Genomic DNA, 20,051 nt, shown 5'->3' on the forward strand with positions numbered 1-20,051 from the left:
GACGGTTCTACCCTGGACATATGTACGCCCGCCGCAAGCACGCCTACTTCGCGATGATGGGGATCTGCATCGCGCTGTTCGTCCTGGCCTGGGGAGTCGTGCGGATCTGGTCGATGCCCGTGGCCGTCGGGATGTGTGTGGTGGCCATGGTCATCCCGCCGCTCGCCGCGATGGTCGCCAACCGGCGCGGCCCCGAGGACCGCTGGTGGGACGACCCCTCCGGCGACCCGAAGTCCGACGAGTGGTGGGACGAGCTGGACGGCAAGAAACGCCGGCCCCAGGACCGGCCCTAGTACGACCCTCCTGGCACGGCCCTAGTACACGAGCGCCTGGGTGCCGTCGGCCAGCGCCTCCTGCACGAACACCTGCGCTCCCGCGATCCGTACGCCCTCGATGACGTCCTTCTCCGTGATGTCCCGGCGGGCCGCGCACTGGGTGCACAGGGTGAGGCGGCCACCGGCCAGGATCGAGTCGAGCAGGCCGGGCAGCGGCGCCGCGTGCGGGAGCTCGAACTCGGCGGCCCGGCCCGGCAGCGCGAACCAGGCGGACTCCCCGGTCAGCCAGAGGGAGACCTCGACCCCACTGGCCACGGCGACGGCCGCGACAGTGAACGCCTGAGAACACCGCTCGGGGGCATCGGCCCCCGCCGTCACCTTGATCACGAGCTTCTTCGCCATACCTGAATCGTAATCAACTCGACTACAACTGCTGATGTTGACCATGGGTCTCCTGTGAAGCGCGAGACGGAATACGCGCTGCACGCTTCTTAGGGGGATGTTGTGGAAGGTCCAGAAAGGGCCGAAGAGGTAGTGGGTGCAATTGGGGTCGTCGAGGCAGACGGAGTCCCGGGGGCAGAAGCGGTCACAGAGGCAGAAGCGGTCACAGAGGCAGACGCCGAGCCTGCGGCAGGCGCCGAGGCAGAGGCAGACGCGGAGGCGGAGGCAGACGCCGAGGCAGAGGCAGAGGCAGGCTGTGAGCTCGGGGCAGGGGTCGGGGCAACCGTCGCGGTGGGTGCCGCGGCCGACATGCCTCATCCGCGGCCCCGCCGTCGCCGCGGCCGTACGGCGTCGATGATCGCCGGAGCCGCAGTGCTCGGTGTCGTCGTCGGCGCCTGCGCCGGTCTCCTGGTCCAGGCCGACCGCGAACCGACCGCGCTGCCACCGCTCTCCCAGCCCGTGGTCGGACAGGCCAAGGGCGAGGTCGAGCCGCTGTCGGCGGCGCAGGACCGGCGGGTCAAAACGGACGGTGACCTGCGCAAGCTGTTGATCACGCGCCCCAAGGGGGCCAAGGACAACCTGTTCGCGGTGGACGACGACGGCTGGGCGGATCTGGCCAGGTACGCGGAGCGGTACAAGGGGCCGGCCAACACGTTCAACAGCCTCGTCGACGACGAGTTCCGCCGCGCGGCCGTGACCTCGTGGCAGGTGGGCGAGTCGTACACCGTCGACATCGCGCTCGTGCAGTTCCGCCAGGAGAGCAAGGCGGCGGCGTCCGAGTGGGCCGAGAACGGCGACTACTGGGCGGACGAAGAGGACGACACCCGCAGCTGGCCGATTCCCGGCACGGGCGAGGGCAACGGGACGGTGTACGTGCACGACTCACCCGAGCAGAAGGCGGGCTACCTCCCGATGCACTCGGCCGAGGCGCACGCCTGGCGCGGTGACATCTACGTGGAGATCCACGTCTACGGCAGCAAACCGATCTCCAAGGCGAAGATCATGGACCTGGCCGAGCGGCAGGTGGGCAAGCTGTGAGCGAGAACCCCGTGAGCCCTGTGGACCCCGTGAGCCCCGTGAACCCCGAGCCCGTCGTCGTGAAGCCGGCCCGCAGGGCTCCCCGGCCCGGCCGGATCGTCGCCGTGGCGGGATCAGCGCTGCTGGCCTGCGCCCTGCTCGGCGGTGTGGGCTACACCGTCGTGACCGTCCAGGACGCCGACCGCGCACCCGGCAAGCCGACGTGGAAGTTCCCGCCGCCCGCCCAGGACGACGAGAAGCCCGAGAAGGACGCTGCGGCGGGGGCGGGGCTCAGCGCCCTGCTGGTGCCGTTCGGCACCGACGGCTACGACCGCGGCCCCGACCTCAGGGAGTTCGGCGCGGACGCCGAGTTCAGCGGAGCGCAGGCCACCGCCCTGCGCAAGGAGTCGATCAAGGATCTGCCGAGCTCGTCGCGCCGGCAACTGGAGAAACTGATCGACAAGGAGCGCATCAAGGGCATGGCGATGCGCAGTTACGTCGTCGAACGGCTGGATTACAACACCACCGACGCGATCTCGTTCGACGTCACGTTGTCGCGGCTGGAGAGCAGCACCGCCGTGCGTCGGTCGGCGACGTCCTACAACGCCTTTCTCGCTTCCACGGACGTCTTCCGCAAGGGTCCGAAGATCGAGGGCTACAAAGACGCCCAGTGCTTCCTGACGCCCAAGAGCAAGGGCGAGGAGCTGGGCGTCGCGCTCTGTACCGCCTACGTGGGAGACGTGCTGGTCAGCGTCACCGCGGACGCCCCCGATCCGCTCGACGGGAAGTTCGTCGCGAAGTTCTTCACCGCCCAACTCGACCGCATCGACGACCCGGGACAGGCCGTATGACCACCGACCGACCACAGAAGCCCGACACGGACGCGACGGCCGCCCCCGAGGTCACCTCCGAGGCGGCCGATGTGACGGCCCCCGCGACGGACGGCGGGACGGCCCCCGAGACGGACGGCGGGACGGCCCCCGAGACGGACGGCGGTCCGCAGAAGCCGGTCGAGCCGGTCGTCCCGGAGCCGGTCGAGCCGGTCGTCCCGCTGGCGCCGGTCGCGCCGAAGGACCGGCGGGTCCTGCGGGCCGTTCTGCGCTGGACCGCCGTCGTCACGGTGTTCGCCACGCTCGGGGCCGGGACGGCGTACGGGATCACGCGCATGGAGCGCACGGACGTGCCCGGTCTCGCGACCGGGTCCGACGGTCGCTGGGCGTACCCGGAGATCACCAGGCCGCCGCTGCCCTCCGGCAGCCCCCGCCCGTTCGACACCAAGAACTGGGCGATGGCCCACTACGCGGACCTGCGCGGGCTGCTGCTGCCCGCGCCCGAGGGGGCGACGGACGACAAGGCGCTGCGCGGCGCCGACGGCTGGCTGCCGACCAAGGACTTCCTGAACGTGTTCGAGGCGAAGGAGGACCGGGACCAGGTCGGCCAGTTGCTCACCGACAACGGGCTGCGGCACACGGCGGCCCGGGGCTGGACCACCCCGGACGGCACCGGCACCCGTGTCTATCTGCTCCAGTTCGACACGGGGACGGTGGCCGACCGCGTCTACGGCAAGCTCACGTCCTACGGCGGTCCCCTGTACGCGGTGCGCGGTGCCACCGAGGCGCAGTTCGACGACGAGTACCCCACCGCCGCCGACCCCGGGAGCCTCATCCGTTACTCGTACGACGAGGTGAAGCCGTACGGCGCGGAGCAGCTGCGGCAGGCCTACCTCCGCGCGGGCGACGTCATCGCCCTGGTCCTCCAGTCCCGTAAGGGCACCGCCGAGGCCGTCCCCTTCCAGCAGACCGTCACCCTCCAGAGCCAGCTGCTGGGCTGACCCCCGTAAGGGAGTACCTCACAAGGAGGGCCGGCCCCCGGCCGCGTAAGCTGGGGGCCGGCCCTGTCGTAGTACGTACCCCGAAGCACGCTCATCCGAGGAGCACCCCGTGGAGATCTTCTTCGAAGCCCTGCTGGTCCTGGTCTGCGTAGGCGTCCTCGCCTTCGCCGGTCTGACCGTGAAGAAGCTTTACCAGGGCCAGCGCTGACCGACCACGTCCAGGAACTGTCACTCATGATCGAGATTCCGTCCGACCTCCACAAGGACCTCGTCCCCCTCGCCTTCCTGCTGGGCGCCTGGGCGGGCGCGGGCGTGCACGACTTCCCCGGTTCGGAGAAGTGCAACTTCGGGCAGGAGGTCACCTTCGGCCACGACGGCCGGGACTTCCTGGAGTACCACTCCCACACCTGGGTCCTGGACGACGAGGGCAACAAGGTCCGGCCCCTGGAGTCGGAGTCCGGCTTCTGGCGCATCGACGCCGACCGCAAGGTCGAGGTGACCATGGTCCGCGACGACGGCGTGGTCGAGATCTGGTACGGCGAGCTCGCCGACAAGAAGCCGCAGATCGACCTCGTCACGGACGCGGTGGCCCGCACGGCGGCCTCCGGCCCCTACACCGGCGGCAAGCGGCTGTACGGCTACGTCAAGAGCGACCTCATGTGGGTCGGCGAGAAGCAGACCCCCGAGGTGGAGCTGCGCCCCTACATGTCGGCGCACCTGAAGAAGGTCGTCACTCCGGAGGAGGTCGAGCGCTGGGCCAAGGCCCTCCCCGACGACATGCCGGACGACGGGATCGCCTTCTTCAAGTAGTTCTAGACTCTTCGGTGTGGTGAGCACTGAAAGCACTGACTGGAAGAGCGACCTGCGGCAGCGCGGCTACCGGCTGACGCCGCAGCGCCAGCTTGTCCTCGAAGCCGTGGACACCCTGGAGCACGCGACCCCCGACGACATCCTCGTGGAAGTGAGGAAGACGGCGTCGGGGGTCAACATTTCCACCGTGTACCGGACCCTGGAGCTCCTGGAGGAGCTCGAGCTGGTCAGCCACGCGCACCTGGGGCACGGGGCGCCGACGTACCACCTGGCGGACCGGCACCACCACATCCACCTCGTCTGCCGGGACTGCGGCAACGTCATCGAGGCGGATGTGCAGGTGGCCGCCGAGTTCCGGGACAAACTGCGCGAGACCTTCGGCTTCGACACCGACATGAAGCACTTCGCGATCTTCGGCCGCTGCAAGGACTGCACGCTCAAGGGTTCAATTACCAAGTCGTAGGCTTGGGCCCATGAAGAGCCCCCTGCTGTCCCTGCCCGGCGCCGTCCCCGCCGAGGGGGTCGACGAAGGCGTCGCCGGTCACTACGGCGACCTGTTCCGCGAGCAGCGCGCCCTCGCCGACGGCACCGGCTTCGTCGACCTCTCGCACCGCGGAGTCATCGCGGTCACCGGCGAGGACCGGCTGAGCTGGCTGCACCTTCTCCTCACCCAGCACGTCACCGACCTCCCCGTCGGCGAGGCCACCGAGGCGCTGATCCTCTCGGCGAACGGCCACATCGAGCACGCGCTCTACCTGGTGGACGACGGTCTGACGGTCTGGGCGCACGTCGAACCCGGCACCCAGGAGGCGCTGATCTCCTACCTGGAGTCGATGAAGTTCTTCTACCGGGTCGAGGTCGCCGACCGCACCGCCGACCTCGCGGTCGTGTACCTCCCCGCGGGCTCCATCGCACCCGTCCCGCCGGGTGTCGTCGTCCGGGAGACCGCGTACGGCCGTGAGCTGTTCCTCCCGCGCGCCGATCTGGAGGCGTTCGCCGGGAAGGCGGGGCCGCCGGCCGGGCTCCTCGCCCACGAGGCCCTCCGCGTCGAGCACCACCGCCCGCGGCTCGGCTTCGAGACCGACCACCGCACCATCCCGCACGAGCTCGGCTGGATCGGCACCGCCGTGCATCTGCAGAAGGGCTGCTACCGCGGCCAGGAGACGGTCGCCCGGGTGCAGAACCTCGGCAAGCCGCCCCGCCGTCTGGTCTTCCTCCACCTCGACGGCAGCGAGGTGTACCTCCCGGCCGCCGGCACCGAGCTCCGCGTCGCCGACGGGGACCCCGACGGACGCAAGATCGGCTTCATCACCACGTCCGTACGCCACCACGAACTCGGCCCGGTGGCCCTGGCCCTGGTGAAGCGGAACGTGCCGGTGGACGCGCCGCTGCTGGCCGGGACGACGGCAGCCGCTCAAGAAGTGGTCGTGGAGCCCTAGATCAGCCCTGGATCAGCCCTGGATCCCGGCGGTGCCCTGGATCTGCCCTAGATCTCGATCAGTACGGTGAACGGGCCGTCGTTCGTCAGTGACACGCGCATCTGCGCGCCGAACCGGCCCGTCGCCACCGTCGCGCCCAGGGCGCGCAACTGGGCCACGACCTCGTCGACGAGCGGCTCGGCGACATCGCCGGGTGCGGCCGCGTTCCAGGTGGGGCGGCGCCCCTTGCGCGCGTCCCCGTACAGCGTGAACTGGCTGATCACCAGCAGCGGGGCGTCGATGTCGCTGCAGGACTTCTCGTCGTGCAGCATGCGCACCGACCAGAGCTTGCGGGCGAGCTGAGCCGCCTTCTCCTTCGTGTCCTCGTGGGTGACCCCGACCAGGACGCACAGTCCCTCGCCGCTGATCTCCCCGACCGTCCCGCCGTCCACGACGACGCTCGCGCCGTCCACCCTCTGCACCACCGCTCGCATGCGGACCATGATGCCGGGTGCCGGGTGCCGGGTGCCGGGTGCGGACCCGCGAGGGACCCAATTTTGCTCCTTAAGCCCCTATCTGGGGCCGTTCGGGGGGACTCGGTAACTCAGCGGGCATTTGGAGTGGCACGATGCTTCCCACACGCCGGTCGAGGGGACGGTAGAAGGACATGAGCACACCGAGTACCGGGCGGCCTGCGACACATCGGCCGCCGACACAGCGCAACGACAGCCACGTGCTGCCCGCGGAACCATCCCAGCACGACCTGATCCGGCTGAGCCTGCCCGAACTGCGCACCCTGCGCCGGGACGCCCAGCGCGACGAGGCCGACCTCAGCTACGTACGACGGCTGCTCCAGGGCCGTATCGACATCCTGCGCGCGGAGCTGGCCCGGCGCTCTCCGACGGGCGCGGCCTCCGTGGTGGAGCGGCTGTCGGAGATCCTCACCGACGCCCCGGCCCGGCACCGTTCTTCGGCCCGCCACGTCACCCTGGGCACCCCGCACAGCGAGGAGTCCCGGCGCCTGGCCGCCGACATGCTCGCCGACGTCGAACTCTCCGACCTCGACGCCCGCACCGATCCCGAACTCAACGAGGCGATGGCCCGTCTGGTCCGCTACGAACAGCAGGTCTCGAGCCGCCGCCAGCACCTCCAGCGGACGGCCGACGAGTCGGGCGCGGAGATCACGAGGAGGTACCGGGAGGGGGAGGCGCAGGTGGAGGATCTGCTGGTGTGACTCCGGCGAGGTCCCGGGGGCCGGGGCCGGGGGGCGGGCCAGGGCGGCGGAGGCGGGAAGAAAGCTCCGCGCCACCCGCCCGCCCCTGCCTACGGTGATCCCATGACCCGCCTCGCCACCCGGCACCCCGTAGACGTCCGCCCGATCACCGATGCCGAGCTGCCCGACTGGACGCGCGCCGTGAACAGGGGCTTCCTGCGCCCGCCCACCGTCCCCGACCGGATGCTCGCCGACCGCCGTACCGCGTTCTCCGACTCCCGTTTCTCCGGCGCGTTCGACGCGGGCCGGTGCGTGGCGACGTTCCGCTCGTTCGACCAGGAGCTCACGGCGGTCGGCGGCGCCGCCGTCCCCGCCGACGCCATCTCCAACGTCACCGTCGCGCCCACACACCGCCGCCGCGGACTTCTCACCCGCCTGATGGCCGACGACCTCACGGCGGCGAAGGAACGCGGGGACGTCGTGGCCACCCTCATAGCCGCCGAGTACCGGATCTACGGCCGGTACGGATTCGGCCCGGCCACCACGATGACCGAGTGGTCCATCGACGTACCGCGCGCCGGCCTCGATCCGCAGTGGTCGGGTCCCCGGGACGGCGGCCGTGTCGACTTCGCCGACGCCGAGGAGATCCGCCGGATCGGTCCCGAACTGCATGAGCGGCTGCGTCGCGCCCAGCCGGGCGTGATCGACCGGGACGAGCACTGGTGGGCGGCGCGCACCGGGCTGCTGTGGCTGCACGGCAGTGCGTGGGTCGAGCCGTTCTTCGTGGTCTACCGCTCGGCGGACGGCGTGGTCGAGGGCATGGCCTCCTACCAGGCGGACGAGGAGTGGAGCGACGCGAAGCAGCCGCTGAACACGGCGACGGTGAACTGGCTGAGCGCGGTGACCCCGGCCGCGGGGCGCGCCCTGTGGCACTACCTCTGTTCCATCGACTGGATCACCCGGGTGAAGACGGACCGGCGCTCACCGGACGATCTGCTGCCCCACTACCTGCCGGACCCGCGCGCCGCGAGCATCACCACGCAGGCGGACTGGCTGTGGGTGCGGATCCTGGACGTCGTACGGGCCCTGGAGGCGCGGACGTACGACGCGTCGGGCTCGCTGGTCCTCGAGGTCGTCGACCGGGCGGGCCTGGCCGGGGGCCGCTTCCTGCTGGACGCGACCCCCGACGGTGCCTCCTGCACGCCGACCGCCCGCGGTGCCGATCTCACCCTGGACGTGGCCGAACTGGCGACGCTGTGGCTGGGCGACGAGTCGGCGGGGCGGCTGGCGGCGCTGGGCCGCCTCCGGGAAGAACGAGCGGGCGCCGCCCGAGAGGCCGACGCCCTGCTGCGCACGTCCGGGCGTCCTTGGTGCCCGGACATGTTCTGACGGCTCCTCTCTGCTCGTCGCCTGCCTGCGTACCTGCGTACCTGCGTACCTGCGGTACCTGTGTGTCGGTGTTTCGGTGTGAATGCGTATCCGTAGCTGTTCAGTTGTGGCTGTGCGATCACTTTGAAGTTGTGGCTGTGCGTGCGATGTTCAGTTGTGGCTGTACGTCGGTGCCGACTGCTCGGGCTCCCGGCTCCCCTCCGGAAGGAAGCCCGACCGGCCAACCGTCTGAAAGTTTGACCATGTTGTTGAAGTTGGCTGCCAACTTCACTGTACTTATGTCCTCTTGGAAGCGTCCTATAACCATCTCTCTTTGAACTGCCTAAAGATGGCGGGAAGTTGTAGTGTGCGGACGTGGAGCCGGAACATGCCTCCGTCAATGGGCGGAGGAGGGCGGAGCGGCCGCAGCGGTCACACCGCGAGGTGGCCGACGAGCTGCGCACCCGGATCAGAACCGGCGTGCTGCGGCCGGGTCAGCGCATGCCGACGCAGGCCAAGCTGGCGGACGAGTTCGGCGTCGAGCGGGGTGCCGTACGGCAGGCGCTGCGCATTCTCCAGTCGGAGCAGCTGCTCACCAACGTCTCCAAAGGCAGCCCGGCCACGGTCGCCGCGCGCCCCGGTACGGCCGGCTTCCCGCTCGGGGCCGCCATGGCGCCGCAGCCCGCGATGGTGGCGCTTCCGCCGAAAATCACCGAGGCCTTCGCGGCGGAACATGTCGAGGTCGACGCCCTGTGCCTGACCGCGGTCTCGCTGACGGCCGCGATCGGCGAGGTCCTGCGGCAGATCCACGCGGGGCAGCTGAATCCGGCCAAGATCGACGTCCGTGTCCTGTTGCCGTCCCGGAACATCGAACTCGCCTTCCCGGCCCCGGTGGACATCTCGGAGACCGGACGGCTTCAGCGGCACTGGCTGGCCCACCGCAACGCCCAGGGCCAGGTGCTGCGGCACAACCTGCTTACCCTGCGCTCCACGCACGGCATCGATGTGCACGTCACCTTCCGCGCGCTGCCCTTCACCCCGCCCGTCAAGCTGTACCTCCTCAACGGCACGCAAGCGCTGTTCGCCTACTACACGGTCAAGAGGCGCGAGCAGACGGTCGATCAGGAGCAACTGGAGATGTACGACGCCGAGGGCACGCGGTCGGTGCTGTTCGCCTTCGAGCAGGGCGCCGGACCGCGCGACACGACGTTCGTGGAACAGTCCCGCCTGTGGTTCGACGCACTGTGGGAGACGATCAGTTCGGAGCTGGTGCTCACGAGCTGACTGCGGGGCCGGTGGCGAGGAGGGCGAGGATCACGGCGCCGGCGGAGCTGATGACCGGGCTCTTGGCCTTGATGCCGACGCTGAGCAGGAGCAGGCCGAGGGCGCCGGCGGTGCCGTACTTCCACTGGATGGTCTGCTCGACACCGACGACGAAGGCGGCGCAGAGGAGGACGAGGACGGGCATGGTGGTTCCCCCCTTCGGAGTCTGGAGCGGGATGGCAATCTTTCGCCAACTCACTCAAGTTGGTTACCAACTATGACTATGTTGTCCCCACTTGGTGGCAACTGCTAAACAGCTTTCAAACAACTCCCGCCAGATTGATGTAAGTTGTAGCGTTTGGTCGTGACTCAGGAGAACGTGGCAGTGAACGGCAGCAGCAGGTTCTCACCCCGTGACATCGCCGATGTCCTGCGCGAACGCATCCGCGTCGGGGATCTCAGGGCCGGCGACCGGCTGCCGACCCAGGCCGAGCTCGCCGACGAGTTCGGCGTGGAGCGCGGCGCCGTACGCCAGGCCCTGCGGACACTCCAGGACGACGGGCTGCTCACCAACGTGAGCAAGGGCAGCCCGCCGCGTATCGCGGAGCCGCCGGCGCCGGACCGCGGTGAGCCCCAGCCCACGATGGTGGGCCTCGCGCCACGGCTGACCGCGGCCTTCTCGGCCCCGCACGTGCGCATCGACGCGGCCTGTCTGACCGCCGAGAGCCTCATCCCGGCCCTGGGGGAACCACTGCGGCTGATCCACGCCGGCAGTGTCCGGCCCCAGAAGATCGACGTCCGTATCCTGCTGCCGTCCCGGGACATCAGTCTCGCCTTCCCGGTCCCGGTCGAGGCGCTCGGCGCCGACGACGAGGACCCGGTCCACCAGCGCTGGCTGGCGATGCGCAACGCCCAGGGGCACGTGCTGCGCCACAACCTCCAGACACTGCGCTCGCACGGCATCGAGGTCAGCATCGCCTTCCGCGCTTTGCCCTTCACCCCGCCGGTGAAGCTTTACCTCCTCAACGGCCAGGAGGCGCTGATGGCGTACTACATGGTCACGCGCCGGGAGGAGGCCACCGACCTCGGGACCCTCGACATGTACGACGTGCTCGGCACCGAGTCCCTCCTCTTCTCCTTCGACAAGGCCGCCGGTCAGCGCGACGCCGCGTTCGTGGAGGAATCCCAGAAGTGGTTCGACGCCCTCTGGGAAACCATCACGACGGACCTGACACTCTCCTAGTGACTCCTGATACGACGCAGACTGAACCGGTGGCAGCCAACACCGGGAACGAGACGGCCGACGACGCGGGGAACGCAACGGGGAACGGCAAGGGGACCGGCACGGGGAACGGGACCGCGGATCTGCGGGAGTTGATCACCCGCGCGCGGGTCGTCCTGTGGGACTTCGACGGGCCGATCTGCCGGCTCTTCGCCGGTCACTCGGCGGAAGGGGTGGCCGACGGTCTCGTGGAGTGGCTCGAAGGGCGGGGCCTGCACGGCCTGCTGACGGAGTCCGAGCGGGAGTCGCTTGACCCGCACGTCGTGCTGCGCGCGGTGGACCGCCGGCATCCGGGCAGCGACCTGGTCACAGAGCTGGAGGAACGCCTCACCCAGGAGGAGCTGAAAGCCACGGCCACGGCGATGCCCACCGCGTGGGCCGACCCCCTGATACGCACGCTGGTCGCGCTGAACCTGCGGCTGGCCATCACCACGAACAACTCCCCGCAGGTGGCGACCACCTACCTGGCGGGCCGCGGGCTCACCTCCTGCTTCGCGCCCCACATCTACGGGCGCACCCAGGAACTGCGCCACCTCAAGCCCGACCCGCACTGTCTGAACCGCGCCCTGCGCGCCATGGGATCGGCACCGGACACCGCCCTGATGATCGGCGACACCCCGTCCGACTTCCTGGCGGCCCGCGAGGCCGGCGTGCCCTTCCTGGGCTACGCGCGTAACGAGCGCAAGGAGAAGCTGCTCAGGGGAGCAGGCGCCACGGCGGTGGTGGACTCGCTGGAGTCGCTGCTGAACGCGGTCAGGCAGCTCTGAGCAGCAGGAGCACGAGCACGACGGCCGCCCCGACGGCGAGCACGTCGTGCCGGGCCCGCACGCCCACGGTCACGGTGAACAGCAGCATCAGGCCCACCGCCCCCAGCTTGGCCTGGACCGTCAACCCCGCGAAGAACGCGAGGAGTTCCCAGAGTGCCGATAACAGGAGCACGACCTTCCACCTCCCTGCCATTCTCGGTGAAGCATGCAAGTCCCGGTCCAATTGGACTGGTTGACTTGAAATGGATTTCCCCTGGCCGATTGATCCTTAATCGGCCCGTACTGTCCGGGACTTGACGGAGATTGGTTTGTCATTGGATGGATAGCGGTACGGTCGCTGTGTGGACGCGCAGCAGAGCGGTGACAGCGGCGGCCGGGAGTTTCACCGGGTCGCCGACGATCTACGTGCCCGGATGGCGAACGGGACGTATCCGCTGCGTTCCTTCCTGCCGTCTCAGCGGGACCTGGCCGAGGAGTTCGGCGTCTCCCGGGACACCGTTTCCCGCGTGATGCGGGAACTGGCCCACGAGGGCTGGATCGAGTCCCGTCAGGGCAGCGGATCCCGGGTGGTCAAGACGCAGCGGATACAGTCCTCCACACCGAAAGCCACCCGGCAGCTCCAGGGAGCGACACTGGGACCGCTGCTCAGCGAGGCCTTCGAGCAGCCGGAAGTCACCCTGGACGTCTACACGTTGACGTCCGAGTCGCTGGACGCGCACATCCGGCTGCAGGCCGAGCGGATCCACCGCCGTTCCATCGCCCCCCAGCACATCGGCCTGCGGATGATCCTGCCCTCCGAGGAACTGGTCCTGCCCTATCCGAGGGTCAAGGACGACAAGGACGACGACAGGCTGCGCAACCGGCTGCACGACATCACCAACCGGCACACCGAGTCATTGCGCGGGGTGCTGAGGGACCTGCGGACCGAGAAACTCGTGCCGTCCGTCGACATTCAGATCCGGCACGCCCCGCTGGCCCCCACCCTCAAGCTCTACCTCTTCAACGGAGCCGAGGCGCTGCACGGACCGTACGAGGTGATCCAACGGCAGATCGACGTGGGCTCGGACGACGAGATCGAGGAGATCACCGCCCTCGACGTGCTGGGTCTCGGTGCCACCCTCAGCCATCAGGTGAAGGACGCGGACCCGAACTCCCAGGGCACCGTCTTCGTCGACACCTGGCAGTCGTGGTTCGACTCCGTGTGGAACTTCCTCGCCGAATAGCCGGGGCGGGGTGCGCTAGCATGCCTCAATCGCGCGAGCAATAGCTCCCGTCCATACGTATGAGAAGGCGAACAAGCCGGTCTCGAACGGCCTGACGTGGGCGAGTGGCAAAACCACCGAATGGCTCAGCTGATCATCACTCCGGTCGTGCGGCGCGTTTACCCTTTGCCCTACCCTGCCCAGCGCGAGTACCGGAGCGGCCAGTGGTCGACCACCTTGTTCCCCCTCGTCACCTCGGGGAACGAGCCGCCGAGGACGTGCCCGGAGTGCTGCGGGCCTTCGTCAGGGCGGCCGAATCGACCCAGGAGTCCAGCGGCCATCACAATCGCAACTATGTGCTGCCGCTGACGGAAGGCGTCGCGTCCTTGGCGGGCCGGGCCCCGGGGACCTCGGTGATCGTGCGCATCAGGCGGTCCGACGCGCTGCCCGTGGTGATCAGGACCTGGCCGGAGGAGGCGGCGATCCTCGACGCCGTCCGCAGCGCCCTGCCGCACGCGCCCGAGTGCCTGATCAAGACACGGGACTACTCCATCCACAGCCATGTGGAAGGCGTACCGCTCTCCACGATCTGCGGAAACGGTAAGCCTGTCGACACCCTGCTGATGAAGGCGCTGGCCGGGCTGCTGGCCCAGATGACCCAGGTGCGCCGGCAGGCACTGCCGCCGCTGCCCGGTTCCTGGCCCGCCAACCACAGCGACAGCCGGGCCTTCCTGAAGACCCTGGCCCTGTGTGCCGACGAACAGATCCGCAAGCCCAACTGGAAAGAGTTCGGCGGCCTGTTCAAGGCGCTCGGCATCTCCGACGACGCCCTGCTGAGGCTGGCCGATCGGGTGCCCGCGATGACCCGGCGGCCGTACAGCCTGCTCCACGCGGACCTGCACCGGGACAACCTGATCGTGTCGTACGACGGTGACCCGCCGCTCGTCTGCGTCGACTGGGAACTGGCCACCTACGGTGACCCGCTGCACGACCTCGCCACCCACCTGGTGCGCATGCGGTACCCGGCCCACCAGTGGGACGAGGTGATCGACGCCTGGACGGAGGCCATGTGGCAGTGCCGGCCCAGCGCGGTCAAGGGGCTGGACAAGGATCTGCGCCACTACATCGACTTCGAGCGGGCGCAGTCCGTCTACCCGGACGTCATGCGGGCCGCGCGGTCGTTGCAGCAGTCGTCCATGCGCAAGAGCAGGGACGAGGCCACGGCGGAGGTGCGCCGCGCCCTGGAGACCGCGGCGGAACACCTGCGGCTCAGCAACGTTCCCCAGAACGACGAGATCGAGCGCGCACTCTTCCGATGGCTGGCGTCGCGCCAGGACGGAGGCGCCAGCGGTCAGCACTGGGAGAAGACGGCCTCCGCCTGGCAGCCGGACCGGCGCCTTCCCCAGAACCCCCGCTTCCCGGAGTCGGCCGTACGGGAGGCCCTGCTCGCCGAGGGAGCCGCTCCGGCGGGCCGGGTGTTCAAGGGGACCGCCCACCTCAACTCCGTCGTCTGTGTGGAAGGCATGCCGACCCCCGTCGTCGTACGCCGCAGGCTGCCCGGTGTCTCGCGGCTCGAACCGAGTTACCTCAGCGAGCACACCGTCCTGCAGGCCATCCAGGAGTCAGGTGTCCTGGTGGCGGCGCCGAAGGTGCTGGCGCTGGGCGAGAGCTACCCGGACGACGCCTTCAGCATTCACACGTACGTCGGCACGCACATCGACCAGTCGCCCAGTCACCCGGAGCACGGTCTGCTCCCGCACGAGGCGGACGCGCTGGTGGACCAGCTGTGCGAACTCACCCGCGTGGACCCGTCGTCGGTCGACGCGGTCGCCGGTGTCGGTGACTTCTGCGAATGGCTCAAGGAACAACTGATCGGACTCGTACGGGACCTGCCGAAGGAGTCGCTGCAACTGGCGCGCACGCTCGGGCTGCCCGACGAATGGCGGCTGCGGGAGATCCTGTCGGGGTACCGGGTGAGCGACCGGGCCCCGGCCCTGCTGCACGGCGACCTCAACCCGTGGAACCTTGTGCGCCGTAACGACGACCTGGCGCTGACCATCATCGACTGGGAGATGGCCCTGGTCGGCGACCCGCTCTACGACCTGGTCCGGCACATGCACCTGACGCCGACGCGGCCGGAGATCCGGACCCGTATGTTCCGGCGATGGGAGAAGAAGCTGCCGAAGAAGTACACGAGGGACCGGCACAAGGACTGGACCGTCTACCGCCGGATCGAGACCATCCGCTCCGCGTACATCGACCTCGTCCGCCTGACGACCAGGGCGGGCCTGGACGCCCCCAACGTCCGGCGTGCCGTGGACTCCTACGCCGAGACTTTGGCCGCGGCCACCGCCTCCCTCGGCCTCCCCACCCCCCGAACCACCAACCCCTACCTCGAACTGGCTCTGACCCGGGGGCGGACCTGACCGGGGCGGACGTGGCTTGGGGTGGACGTGGCTTGGGGTGGGCCCGGCCTGGGGGTGGTCCTGATCCGGGGTGATCCTGACCTGGGGCCCGATTCGGGGGCCCGGCCTGGGGGTGGTCCTGATCCGGGGTGGGCTTGCCCAGGGTGGACCACCCTACTCGGGGTAAGCCTGGCCTTGGGTGGACCCGAGGCCTTGGGTGGGCCTGGCCCTGGGTGGACCCGAGGCCTTGGGCGGGCCTGGCCCGGGGTGGACCGGAGGCCCTGGGTGGGCCTGGCCCGGGGAGATCTGCCCGGGCCGACCTGACCGGAGGGCCGGCCCGGGGTGGGCAGCCGGGACCCGGGCCACGCACGCGCCCCGGGCCGCGCACGCGCCCGGCGCGTGAACGCCGGCGTCGGGTCACATCCCGAGCAGCACCTTCCCGATCAGCTCCCGCCCTTCGATCGCCGCATGCGCCTCGGCGGCCTCCGTCAGCGGGAACTGGGCGCCGATCACCGGCCGCAGCCGTCCCGCGGCCGCCTCCGCCAGCACCTGCGCGGTCAGGCGGCGCGCCTCGGCCTCACCGAACTGCACGTCGCCGATCCCGAACAGGGTGACGCCCCGGCGTTCCGCCTCGGCCACGTCCACCGCCGCGAAGCCGCCCGAGGGCGCGCCGTGAGCGGAGAAACGCCCGCCGGTGGCCGTCAACGGGAAGGCGGCGAGGCCGAGTTCACCGCCGACGCCGTCCAGTACGACATCGGCGGCGGCTTCGTCTCCGTCAGCGGCTTCGGCAGCCCCGGCGACGTCGGCGGTCAACGCCTCCCGCGCCCGCTCCACCCAGTCGCTCTCCGACACGTCCACCACCGCATGCGCCCCCAGGTCCCGCACCAGCGCCGACTTCCCGGCTCCCCTGGCCGCCGCCACCACCCGGGCGCCCCGGGCGCGGGCGAGCTGGATCAACAGGGTGCCCATGCCGCCCGAGGCGCCGAGGATCAGGACGCGGTCGCCGGGACCCACGGCGGTGAGTTCCAGCAGACCCGCGGCCGTCACTCCGTCGTGAACGAGGGCCGCGGCCGTGCGCAGGTCAAGGCCGTCCGGGACCGGCGTCGGCGCGGTGACCGGGGCCGTCACACGCTCGGCGTAGCTGCCGTCCACGAAGGACGTCACCCTGCGGCCCACCCACTCGGCGTCCACCCCCGCGCCGACCGCGGTGACCGTTCCGGAGACGCCGCCGCCGGGGACGTACGGTGGCTCGACGGGGAACCAGGCGCGGGCCTGGCCCGTGCGGATCTGGGTCTCCACGTAGATGGTGTCGGCGTGGGCGACCTCGATCAGTACCTCGCCGGGGCCCGGGACCGGGTCCGGCAGTTCCACCGTGGTCAGGACCTCCGGTCCGCCGAACGCCTTCACCTGTGCCGCTCGCATGACATACCTCCACTGCGGTGCCGTTTGATGCGTGTGCATGAAGTCTTCGACCTCAACCGCGGTTGAGGTCAAGCCGGGTCGGGCGAGTCGAAGTGAGTTCGAAGTGAGTTCGAGGCGAGGCCGACGCGACATCGGGACGAGGTCGGGGAGAGTTCGAGGCCAGGTCGGGACGAGGTAGCGCGGCGGGACGAGGTGGCGCGGCGACCGGCCCCGTAGGCTCGGCGCATGAGCGAGACGGGGCTGCGGGAGCGCAAGAGGCAGCGGATGTACCAGGCCGTGTCGGACATCGCCGTCCGGCTCTTCATGGAGCGCGGATTCGACGCGGTGTCCGTCGCCGAGGTGGCCGCGGCTGCCGAGATCTCCAAGCCGACCCTCTTCCGCTACTTCCCGGCCAAGGAGGACCTGGTCCTGCACCGGATCGCGGACCATGAGCAGGAGGCGGCACGGGTCGTCACGGCGGCGCGGGCCGAGGGAGTCGCAGCGCTCCCCGCCCTGCGCCGGCACTTCCTGGCGGGACTGGCGGCCGCCGACCCCGTCACCGGCCTCAACGACCACCCGAACGTCCGCGCCTTCTACGACCTCCTCTACGGCACCCCCTCCCTGGTGGCCCGACTGCACGGCTATCTGGAGCGCTCGGAGGCCTCCCTCGCCGACGCCCTCGGCGACGATCTGCCCAGCGCCCTCGAAGCGCGGCTGGCGGCCGGCCAGATCATCGCCGTCCGGCGGATCCTCGCCGAGGAGAACTGGCGGCGGATCGCTGCGGGGGAGCGGATGGAGGACGTACGGGAGGATGCGCAGACGGCGGCGGAGCGGGCGTTCGCGATGCTGGCGGCGGGGCTGCCGCAGCTGGGCTGAGGCGAGCTGCCGCAGCTGGCCGGCGGCGGGGTTGCGGCAGCCGAGCCGGAGCCGGGTTGCCGCAGCTGAGCCAGGGTCCGGCTTGCCATGGCTGAGCCGGGGGCGGACTGCCGTGGCCCAACGCTCTGATACTCGGTAAAAGATGTGACTCGGTCACGTTATTCGTTACCCTTGTCGTATGACGGCACCCGAGCTCGCCGCTGACGGCGACCCGAAGAGCCCGGCGGATCCCGGCACCGCGCTGCACCACGAGCGCGCCCACCACGACGCCTGCCGCGCCGCCCTCGCCGCGATGGTCGAGGGCGCCGACCTCCAGGTCGTGACCGGCGAGGACGTCTCCGCCTCCGGCGCCGACGCCGAGGTCCTCGGCTTCCGGCTGCGCAGCCATGCCAAGGCCCTGCACGAACTGCCCGAGGGCCCTCTGTTCTTCGGCCGGCTGGACTTCGCGCACGGCACGGGCGGCGACCACGAAGGCCTGGCCCACCACATCGGCCGGCTCCGCATCAGCGAGCACCCGGCCGCCCCGCCCCTCGTCGTCGACTGGCGCGCCCCCGTCTCGCGCGCCTTCTACCAGGCGAGCTCCCGCGACCCCCGGGGCGTGGCCGTACGGCGGCGGTTCGGCTGGGCGCCCGGCAGCCGGGGCGACTCCGCCGATCTCACCGGTCTGGAGGACGAGTGCCTCGACGGGGGCGGGCGCCCCGACGATGCCCCGCGCCCCGGCGCCGATGAGCCCGCCGGCCGGGGCGGGTCCGGGAGGCCGGGCGGGATCGTGGCCCGCGAGATCGAGCGTCCCCGCGTCGGCCCCATGCGGGACATCGCCGCGACCATCCAGCCCGAGCAGGACGAGCTCGTACGCGGCGACCTCGCCGAGTCCGTGTGCGTGCAGGGCGCTCCCGGCACCGGCAAGACCGCCGTTGGCCTGCACCGGGCGGCCTACCTCCTCTACACCCACCCGCGCCGCATCCAGCGCGGCGGACTGCTGATCCTCGGCCCCAACCGGACCTTCCTCTCCTATATCGCGGAGGTGCTCCCCTCCCTCGGGGAGACGGGCGTGCGGCAGTCGACCCTGCACGACGAGATCGCCCGCCGCCCGGCGACCGGGACGGACCCCGACGAGGCCGCCGCCGTCAAGCACGACGCCCGGATGGCCGAGGTGCTGCGCCGCGCGGTGTACGGACGGGTGACGGCCGACCGCGCCGAGGACCTGTCCGTACCCGACGGCTCCTACCGCTGGCGGATCGCCGGCGACGAACTGACGAGGATCGTCGCCGGCGTGCTCGACGAGGAGCCGCCGTACGAGGTCGGGCGCGAGCGGGTGCGCAGCCGGATCGTGCGCCGCGTCCAGGCACAGGTCGAACGCAGGAGCGGACCGCGTCCGGCCTCCTGGACCCGGAGTGTCGAACGGGCCCGGCCGGTGAGCGCGTGCGTGAAAGCGCTGTGGCCGAAGGCACGCCCGGAGGAGGTACTGGCCCAACTCCTCACCGACGGGTCGGAGTTGGCGCAAGCTGCGAACGGTCTCCTGGACCCCGGGGAGCAGCGGGCCCTGCTCTGGCCCCGCCCGCCCCGCTCGCCGAGGTCGGCGCGCTGGTCGTCCGCCGACCTGGTCCTCCTCGACGAGATCGCCGGCCTCCTGGAGCATCCCCAGGGGTACGGCCATGTCGTCCTCGACGAGGCCCAGGACCTCTCCCCGATGGAGTGCCGGGCGGTCGCCCGCCGGGTCCCCTTCGGCTCGCTCACGGTCCTCGGTGACCTGGCCCAGGGCACCACCCCCTGGGCGGCGGCCTCCTGGCGGGTGCAGATGGCCCACCTGGGCAAGCCGGACGCGACGATCGTCCCGCTGACCACGGGTTTCCGGGTCCCGGCCGCCGTCCTCACCCTCGCGGGCCGCCTTCTCGACCTCCTCGACATCGACGTGCCCCGCGCCGACTCCCTGCGCGGGGACGGCGAACTGCGCGTCCGCCGGGCCGAGGGCGATCTGCGCTCCGCGGTCGTCGCCGCCGTACGCGACGCACTCCCCCGGGAGGGCTCGATCGGCGTCATCGCCGCGGATGCCCAGCTCGACGAGGTCCGCGACGCCCTGACCGGGGCCGGCATCCCCACCTCCGGCCCGGACGACCCGGCCGCCCGGGTGACGCTGGTCCCGGCGACCCTCGTCAAGGGCCTCGAGTACGACCACGTCGTCGCCGTCGAACCGGCGGCCATCGCGCAGTCGGAGCGACGGGGCCTGAACCGGCTCTACGTGGTGCTGACCCGTGCGGTCTCCCGACTGGAGGTGGTGCACGAACGGGAGCTGCCGTGGGAGGGAGAGGAGGGGGAGAGGAGGGGACCGTGAAGGCGGCCGACGGACAGGCGCCGAAGAGCAGGGGGCGAGGGAGCTCGGCCTGGATCTGGACCTGGACCTGGACTTGTGCCCGGACCTGCGCCTTCCGATCCTTCGAGCTCAAACGAGCGGCGGGCGCTCCGCGGTCGGGAGGGGAGTACG

21 protein-coding genes are annotated in these 20,051 nt (G+C 70.5%); 16 read left to right on the plus strand and 5 right to left on the minus strand.

Annotation, left to right across the window (positions count from 1 at the left end):
• Window positions 1-20 precede the first annotated feature (20 nt).
• Entirely contained in the window at window positions 21-293 is a 273-nt protein-coding gene (locus tag ACFWBB_RS25300) for a DUF3099 domain-containing protein (RefSeq protein WP_385276766.1), read from the plus strand.
• 21 nt (window positions 294-314) lie between these two features.
• On the opposite strand, the gene ACFWBB_RS25305 is transcribed toward ACFWBB_RS25300, so the two are convergent.
• Window positions 315-677: a DsrE family protein gene (locus tag ACFWBB_RS25305; protein ID WP_328481138.1), complete on the minus strand. Its 363-nt coding sequence runs from the start codon at window positions 675-677 to the stop codon at window positions 315-317.
• 348 nt (window positions 678-1,025) lie between these two features.
• Here ACFWBB_RS25305 and ACFWBB_RS25310 point away from each other — a divergent pair, with 348 nt between their 5' ends.
• From ACFWBB_RS25310 to ACFWBB_RS25335, 6 genes are all read left to right on the plus strand, one after another.
• The gene (locus ACFWBB_RS25310; protein WP_385276770.1) at window positions 1,026-1,754 is read left to right on the plus strand and encodes a hypothetical protein; all 729 of its coding nucleotides are present in this window, start codon (window positions 1,026-1,028) and stop codon (window positions 1,752-1,754) included.
• Window positions 1,751-2,584 carry a hypothetical protein gene (locus tag ACFWBB_RS25315; RefSeq protein WP_385276773.1) on the plus strand — a complete coding sequence of 278 codons (834 nt, stop codon included), beginning with the start codon at window positions 1,751-1,753 and terminating at the stop codon, window positions 2,582-2,584. Before ACFWBB_RS25310 ends, ACFWBB_RS25315 begins: the two co-directional genes overlap by 4 nt.
• Complete coding sequence (locus ACFWBB_RS25320) at window positions 2,581-3,564, plus strand: hypothetical protein (protein WP_385276776.1); 984 nt, start codon at window positions 2,581-2,583, stop codon at window positions 3,562-3,564. Before ACFWBB_RS25315 ends, ACFWBB_RS25320 begins: the two co-directional genes overlap by 4 nt.
• A 234-nt stretch (window positions 3,565-3,798) precedes the next feature.
• The gene (locus ACFWBB_RS25325) at window positions 3,799-4,374 is read left to right on the plus strand and encodes an FABP family protein (RefSeq protein WP_385276779.1); all 576 of its coding nucleotides are present in this window, start codon (window positions 3,799-3,801) and stop codon (window positions 4,372-4,374) included.
• Between the two features lie 16 nt (window positions 4,375-4,390).
• Entirely contained in the window at window positions 4,391-4,837 is a 447-nt protein-coding gene (locus ACFWBB_RS25330) for a Fur family transcriptional regulator (RefSeq protein WP_020130354.1), read from the plus strand.
• A 10-nt stretch (window positions 4,838-4,847) separates the two neighbouring features.
• Complete coding sequence (locus ACFWBB_RS25335; RefSeq protein WP_385276782.1) at window positions 4,848-5,813, plus strand: YgfZ/GcvT domain-containing protein; 966 nt, start codon at window positions 4,848-4,850, stop codon at window positions 5,811-5,813.
• A gap of 47 nt (window positions 5,814-5,860) precedes the next feature.
• On the opposite strand, the gene dtd is transcribed toward ACFWBB_RS25335, so the two are convergent.
• Complete coding sequence (gene dtd, locus ACFWBB_RS25340) at window positions 5,861-6,286, minus strand: D-aminoacyl-tRNA deacylase (RefSeq protein ID WP_385276785.1); 426 nt, start codon at window positions 6,284-6,286, stop codon at window positions 5,861-5,863.
• A gap of 173 nt (window positions 6,287-6,459) precedes the next feature.
• Here dtd and ACFWBB_RS25345 point away from each other — a divergent pair, with 173 nt between their 5' ends.
• The 3 genes from ACFWBB_RS25345 to ACFWBB_RS25355 all read left to right on the plus strand — a co-directional run bounded on the left by ACFWBB_RS25345 (window position 6,460) and on the right by ACFWBB_RS25355 (window position 9,657).
• The gene (locus tag ACFWBB_RS25345) at window positions 6,460-7,026 is read left to right on the plus strand and encodes an aerial mycelium formation protein (RefSeq protein WP_385276788.1); all 567 of its coding nucleotides are present in this window, start codon (window positions 6,460-6,462) and stop codon (window positions 7,024-7,026) included.
• 102 nt (window positions 7,027-7,128) lie between these two features.
• Window positions 7,129-8,394 carry a GNAT family N-acetyltransferase gene (locus ACFWBB_RS25350; protein WP_385276791.1) on the plus strand — a complete coding sequence of 422 codons (1,266 nt, stop codon included), beginning with the start codon at window positions 7,129-7,131 and terminating at the stop codon, window positions 8,392-8,394.
• A 354-nt stretch (window positions 8,395-8,748) separates the two neighbouring features.
• On the plus strand, window positions 8,749-9,657 hold the full coding sequence (locus ACFWBB_RS25355) for a FadR/GntR family transcriptional regulator (RefSeq protein ID WP_385276794.1): 909 nt from the start codon (window positions 8,749-8,751) through the stop codon (window positions 9,655-9,657).
• Here the strand turns inward: ACFWBB_RS25355 and ACFWBB_RS25360 are convergent.
• Window positions 9,647-9,841, minus strand: coding sequence for a hypothetical protein (locus tag ACFWBB_RS25360; RefSeq protein WP_020130348.1), 195 nt, complete (start codon window positions 9,839-9,841; stop codon window positions 9,647-9,649). The two genes, ACFWBB_RS25355 and ACFWBB_RS25360, sit on opposite strands and share 11 nt — an antisense overlap.
• Before the next feature lie 153 nt (window positions 9,842-9,994).
• Here ACFWBB_RS25360 and ACFWBB_RS25365 point away from each other — a divergent pair, with 153 nt between their 5' ends.
• Window positions 9,995-10,879 carry a winged helix-turn-helix domain-containing protein gene (locus ACFWBB_RS25365; protein ID WP_385276798.1) on the plus strand — a complete coding sequence of 295 codons (885 nt, stop codon included), beginning with the start codon at window positions 9,995-9,997 and terminating at the stop codon, window positions 10,877-10,879.
• Window positions 10,828-11,685 (plus strand): HAD family hydrolase, encoded by an 858-nt coding sequence (locus tag ACFWBB_RS25370; RefSeq protein ID WP_385276801.1) that lies wholly within the window; start codon window positions 10,828-10,830, stop codon window positions 11,683-11,685. Before ACFWBB_RS25365 ends, ACFWBB_RS25370 begins: the two co-directional genes overlap by 52 nt.
• Here ACFWBB_RS25370 and ACFWBB_RS25375 read toward each other — a convergent pair.
• The gene (locus ACFWBB_RS25375) at window positions 11,672-11,857 is read right to left on the minus strand and encodes a hypothetical protein (RefSeq protein ID WP_385276804.1); all 186 of its coding nucleotides are present in this window, start codon (window positions 11,855-11,857) and stop codon (window positions 11,672-11,674) included. The genes ACFWBB_RS25370 and ACFWBB_RS25375 overlap by 14 nt on opposite strands.
• 169 nt (window positions 11,858-12,026) lie before the next feature.
• Between ACFWBB_RS25375 and ACFWBB_RS25380 the strand changes: the two genes are divergently transcribed.
• Window positions 12,027-12,908, plus strand: a complete 882-nt coding sequence (locus tag ACFWBB_RS25380; RefSeq protein ID WP_385276807.1) for a winged helix-turn-helix domain-containing protein — start codon at window positions 12,027-12,029, stop codon at window positions 12,906-12,908.
• Between the two features lie 257 nt (window positions 12,909-13,165).
• Window positions 13,166-15,313, plus strand: coding sequence for a phosphotransferase (locus ACFWBB_RS25385; RefSeq protein WP_385276810.1), 2,148 nt, complete (start codon window positions 13,166-13,168; stop codon window positions 15,311-15,313).
• 396 nt (window positions 15,314-15,709) lie between these two features.
• Here ACFWBB_RS25385 and ACFWBB_RS25390 read toward each other — a convergent pair whose 3' ends face one another.
• Entirely contained in the window at window positions 15,710-16,714 is a 1,005-nt protein-coding gene (locus ACFWBB_RS25390; protein ID WP_385276813.1) for a zinc-binding dehydrogenase, read from the minus strand.
• A 225-nt stretch (window positions 16,715-16,939) separates the two neighbouring features.
• On the opposite strand from ACFWBB_RS25390, the gene ACFWBB_RS25395 reads away from it, so the two are divergent.
• The gene (locus ACFWBB_RS25395; protein ID WP_385276816.1) at window positions 16,940-17,569 is read left to right on the plus strand and encodes a TetR family transcriptional regulator; all 630 of its coding nucleotides are present in this window, start codon (window positions 16,940-16,942) and stop codon (window positions 17,567-17,569) included.
• A 178-nt stretch (window positions 17,570-17,747) separates the two neighbouring features.
• Complete coding sequence (locus ACFWBB_RS25400) at window positions 17,748-19,901, plus strand: HelD family protein (RefSeq protein WP_385276819.1); 2,154 nt, start codon at window positions 17,748-17,750, stop codon at window positions 19,899-19,901.
• Window positions 19,902-20,051: the final 150 nt, after the last annotated feature.

Origin of the sequence: Streptomyces sp. NPDC060000 (assembly GCF_042737375.1) — a bacterium.
GTDB lineage: Bacteria > Actinomycetota > Actinomycetes > Streptomycetales > Streptomycetaceae > Streptomyces.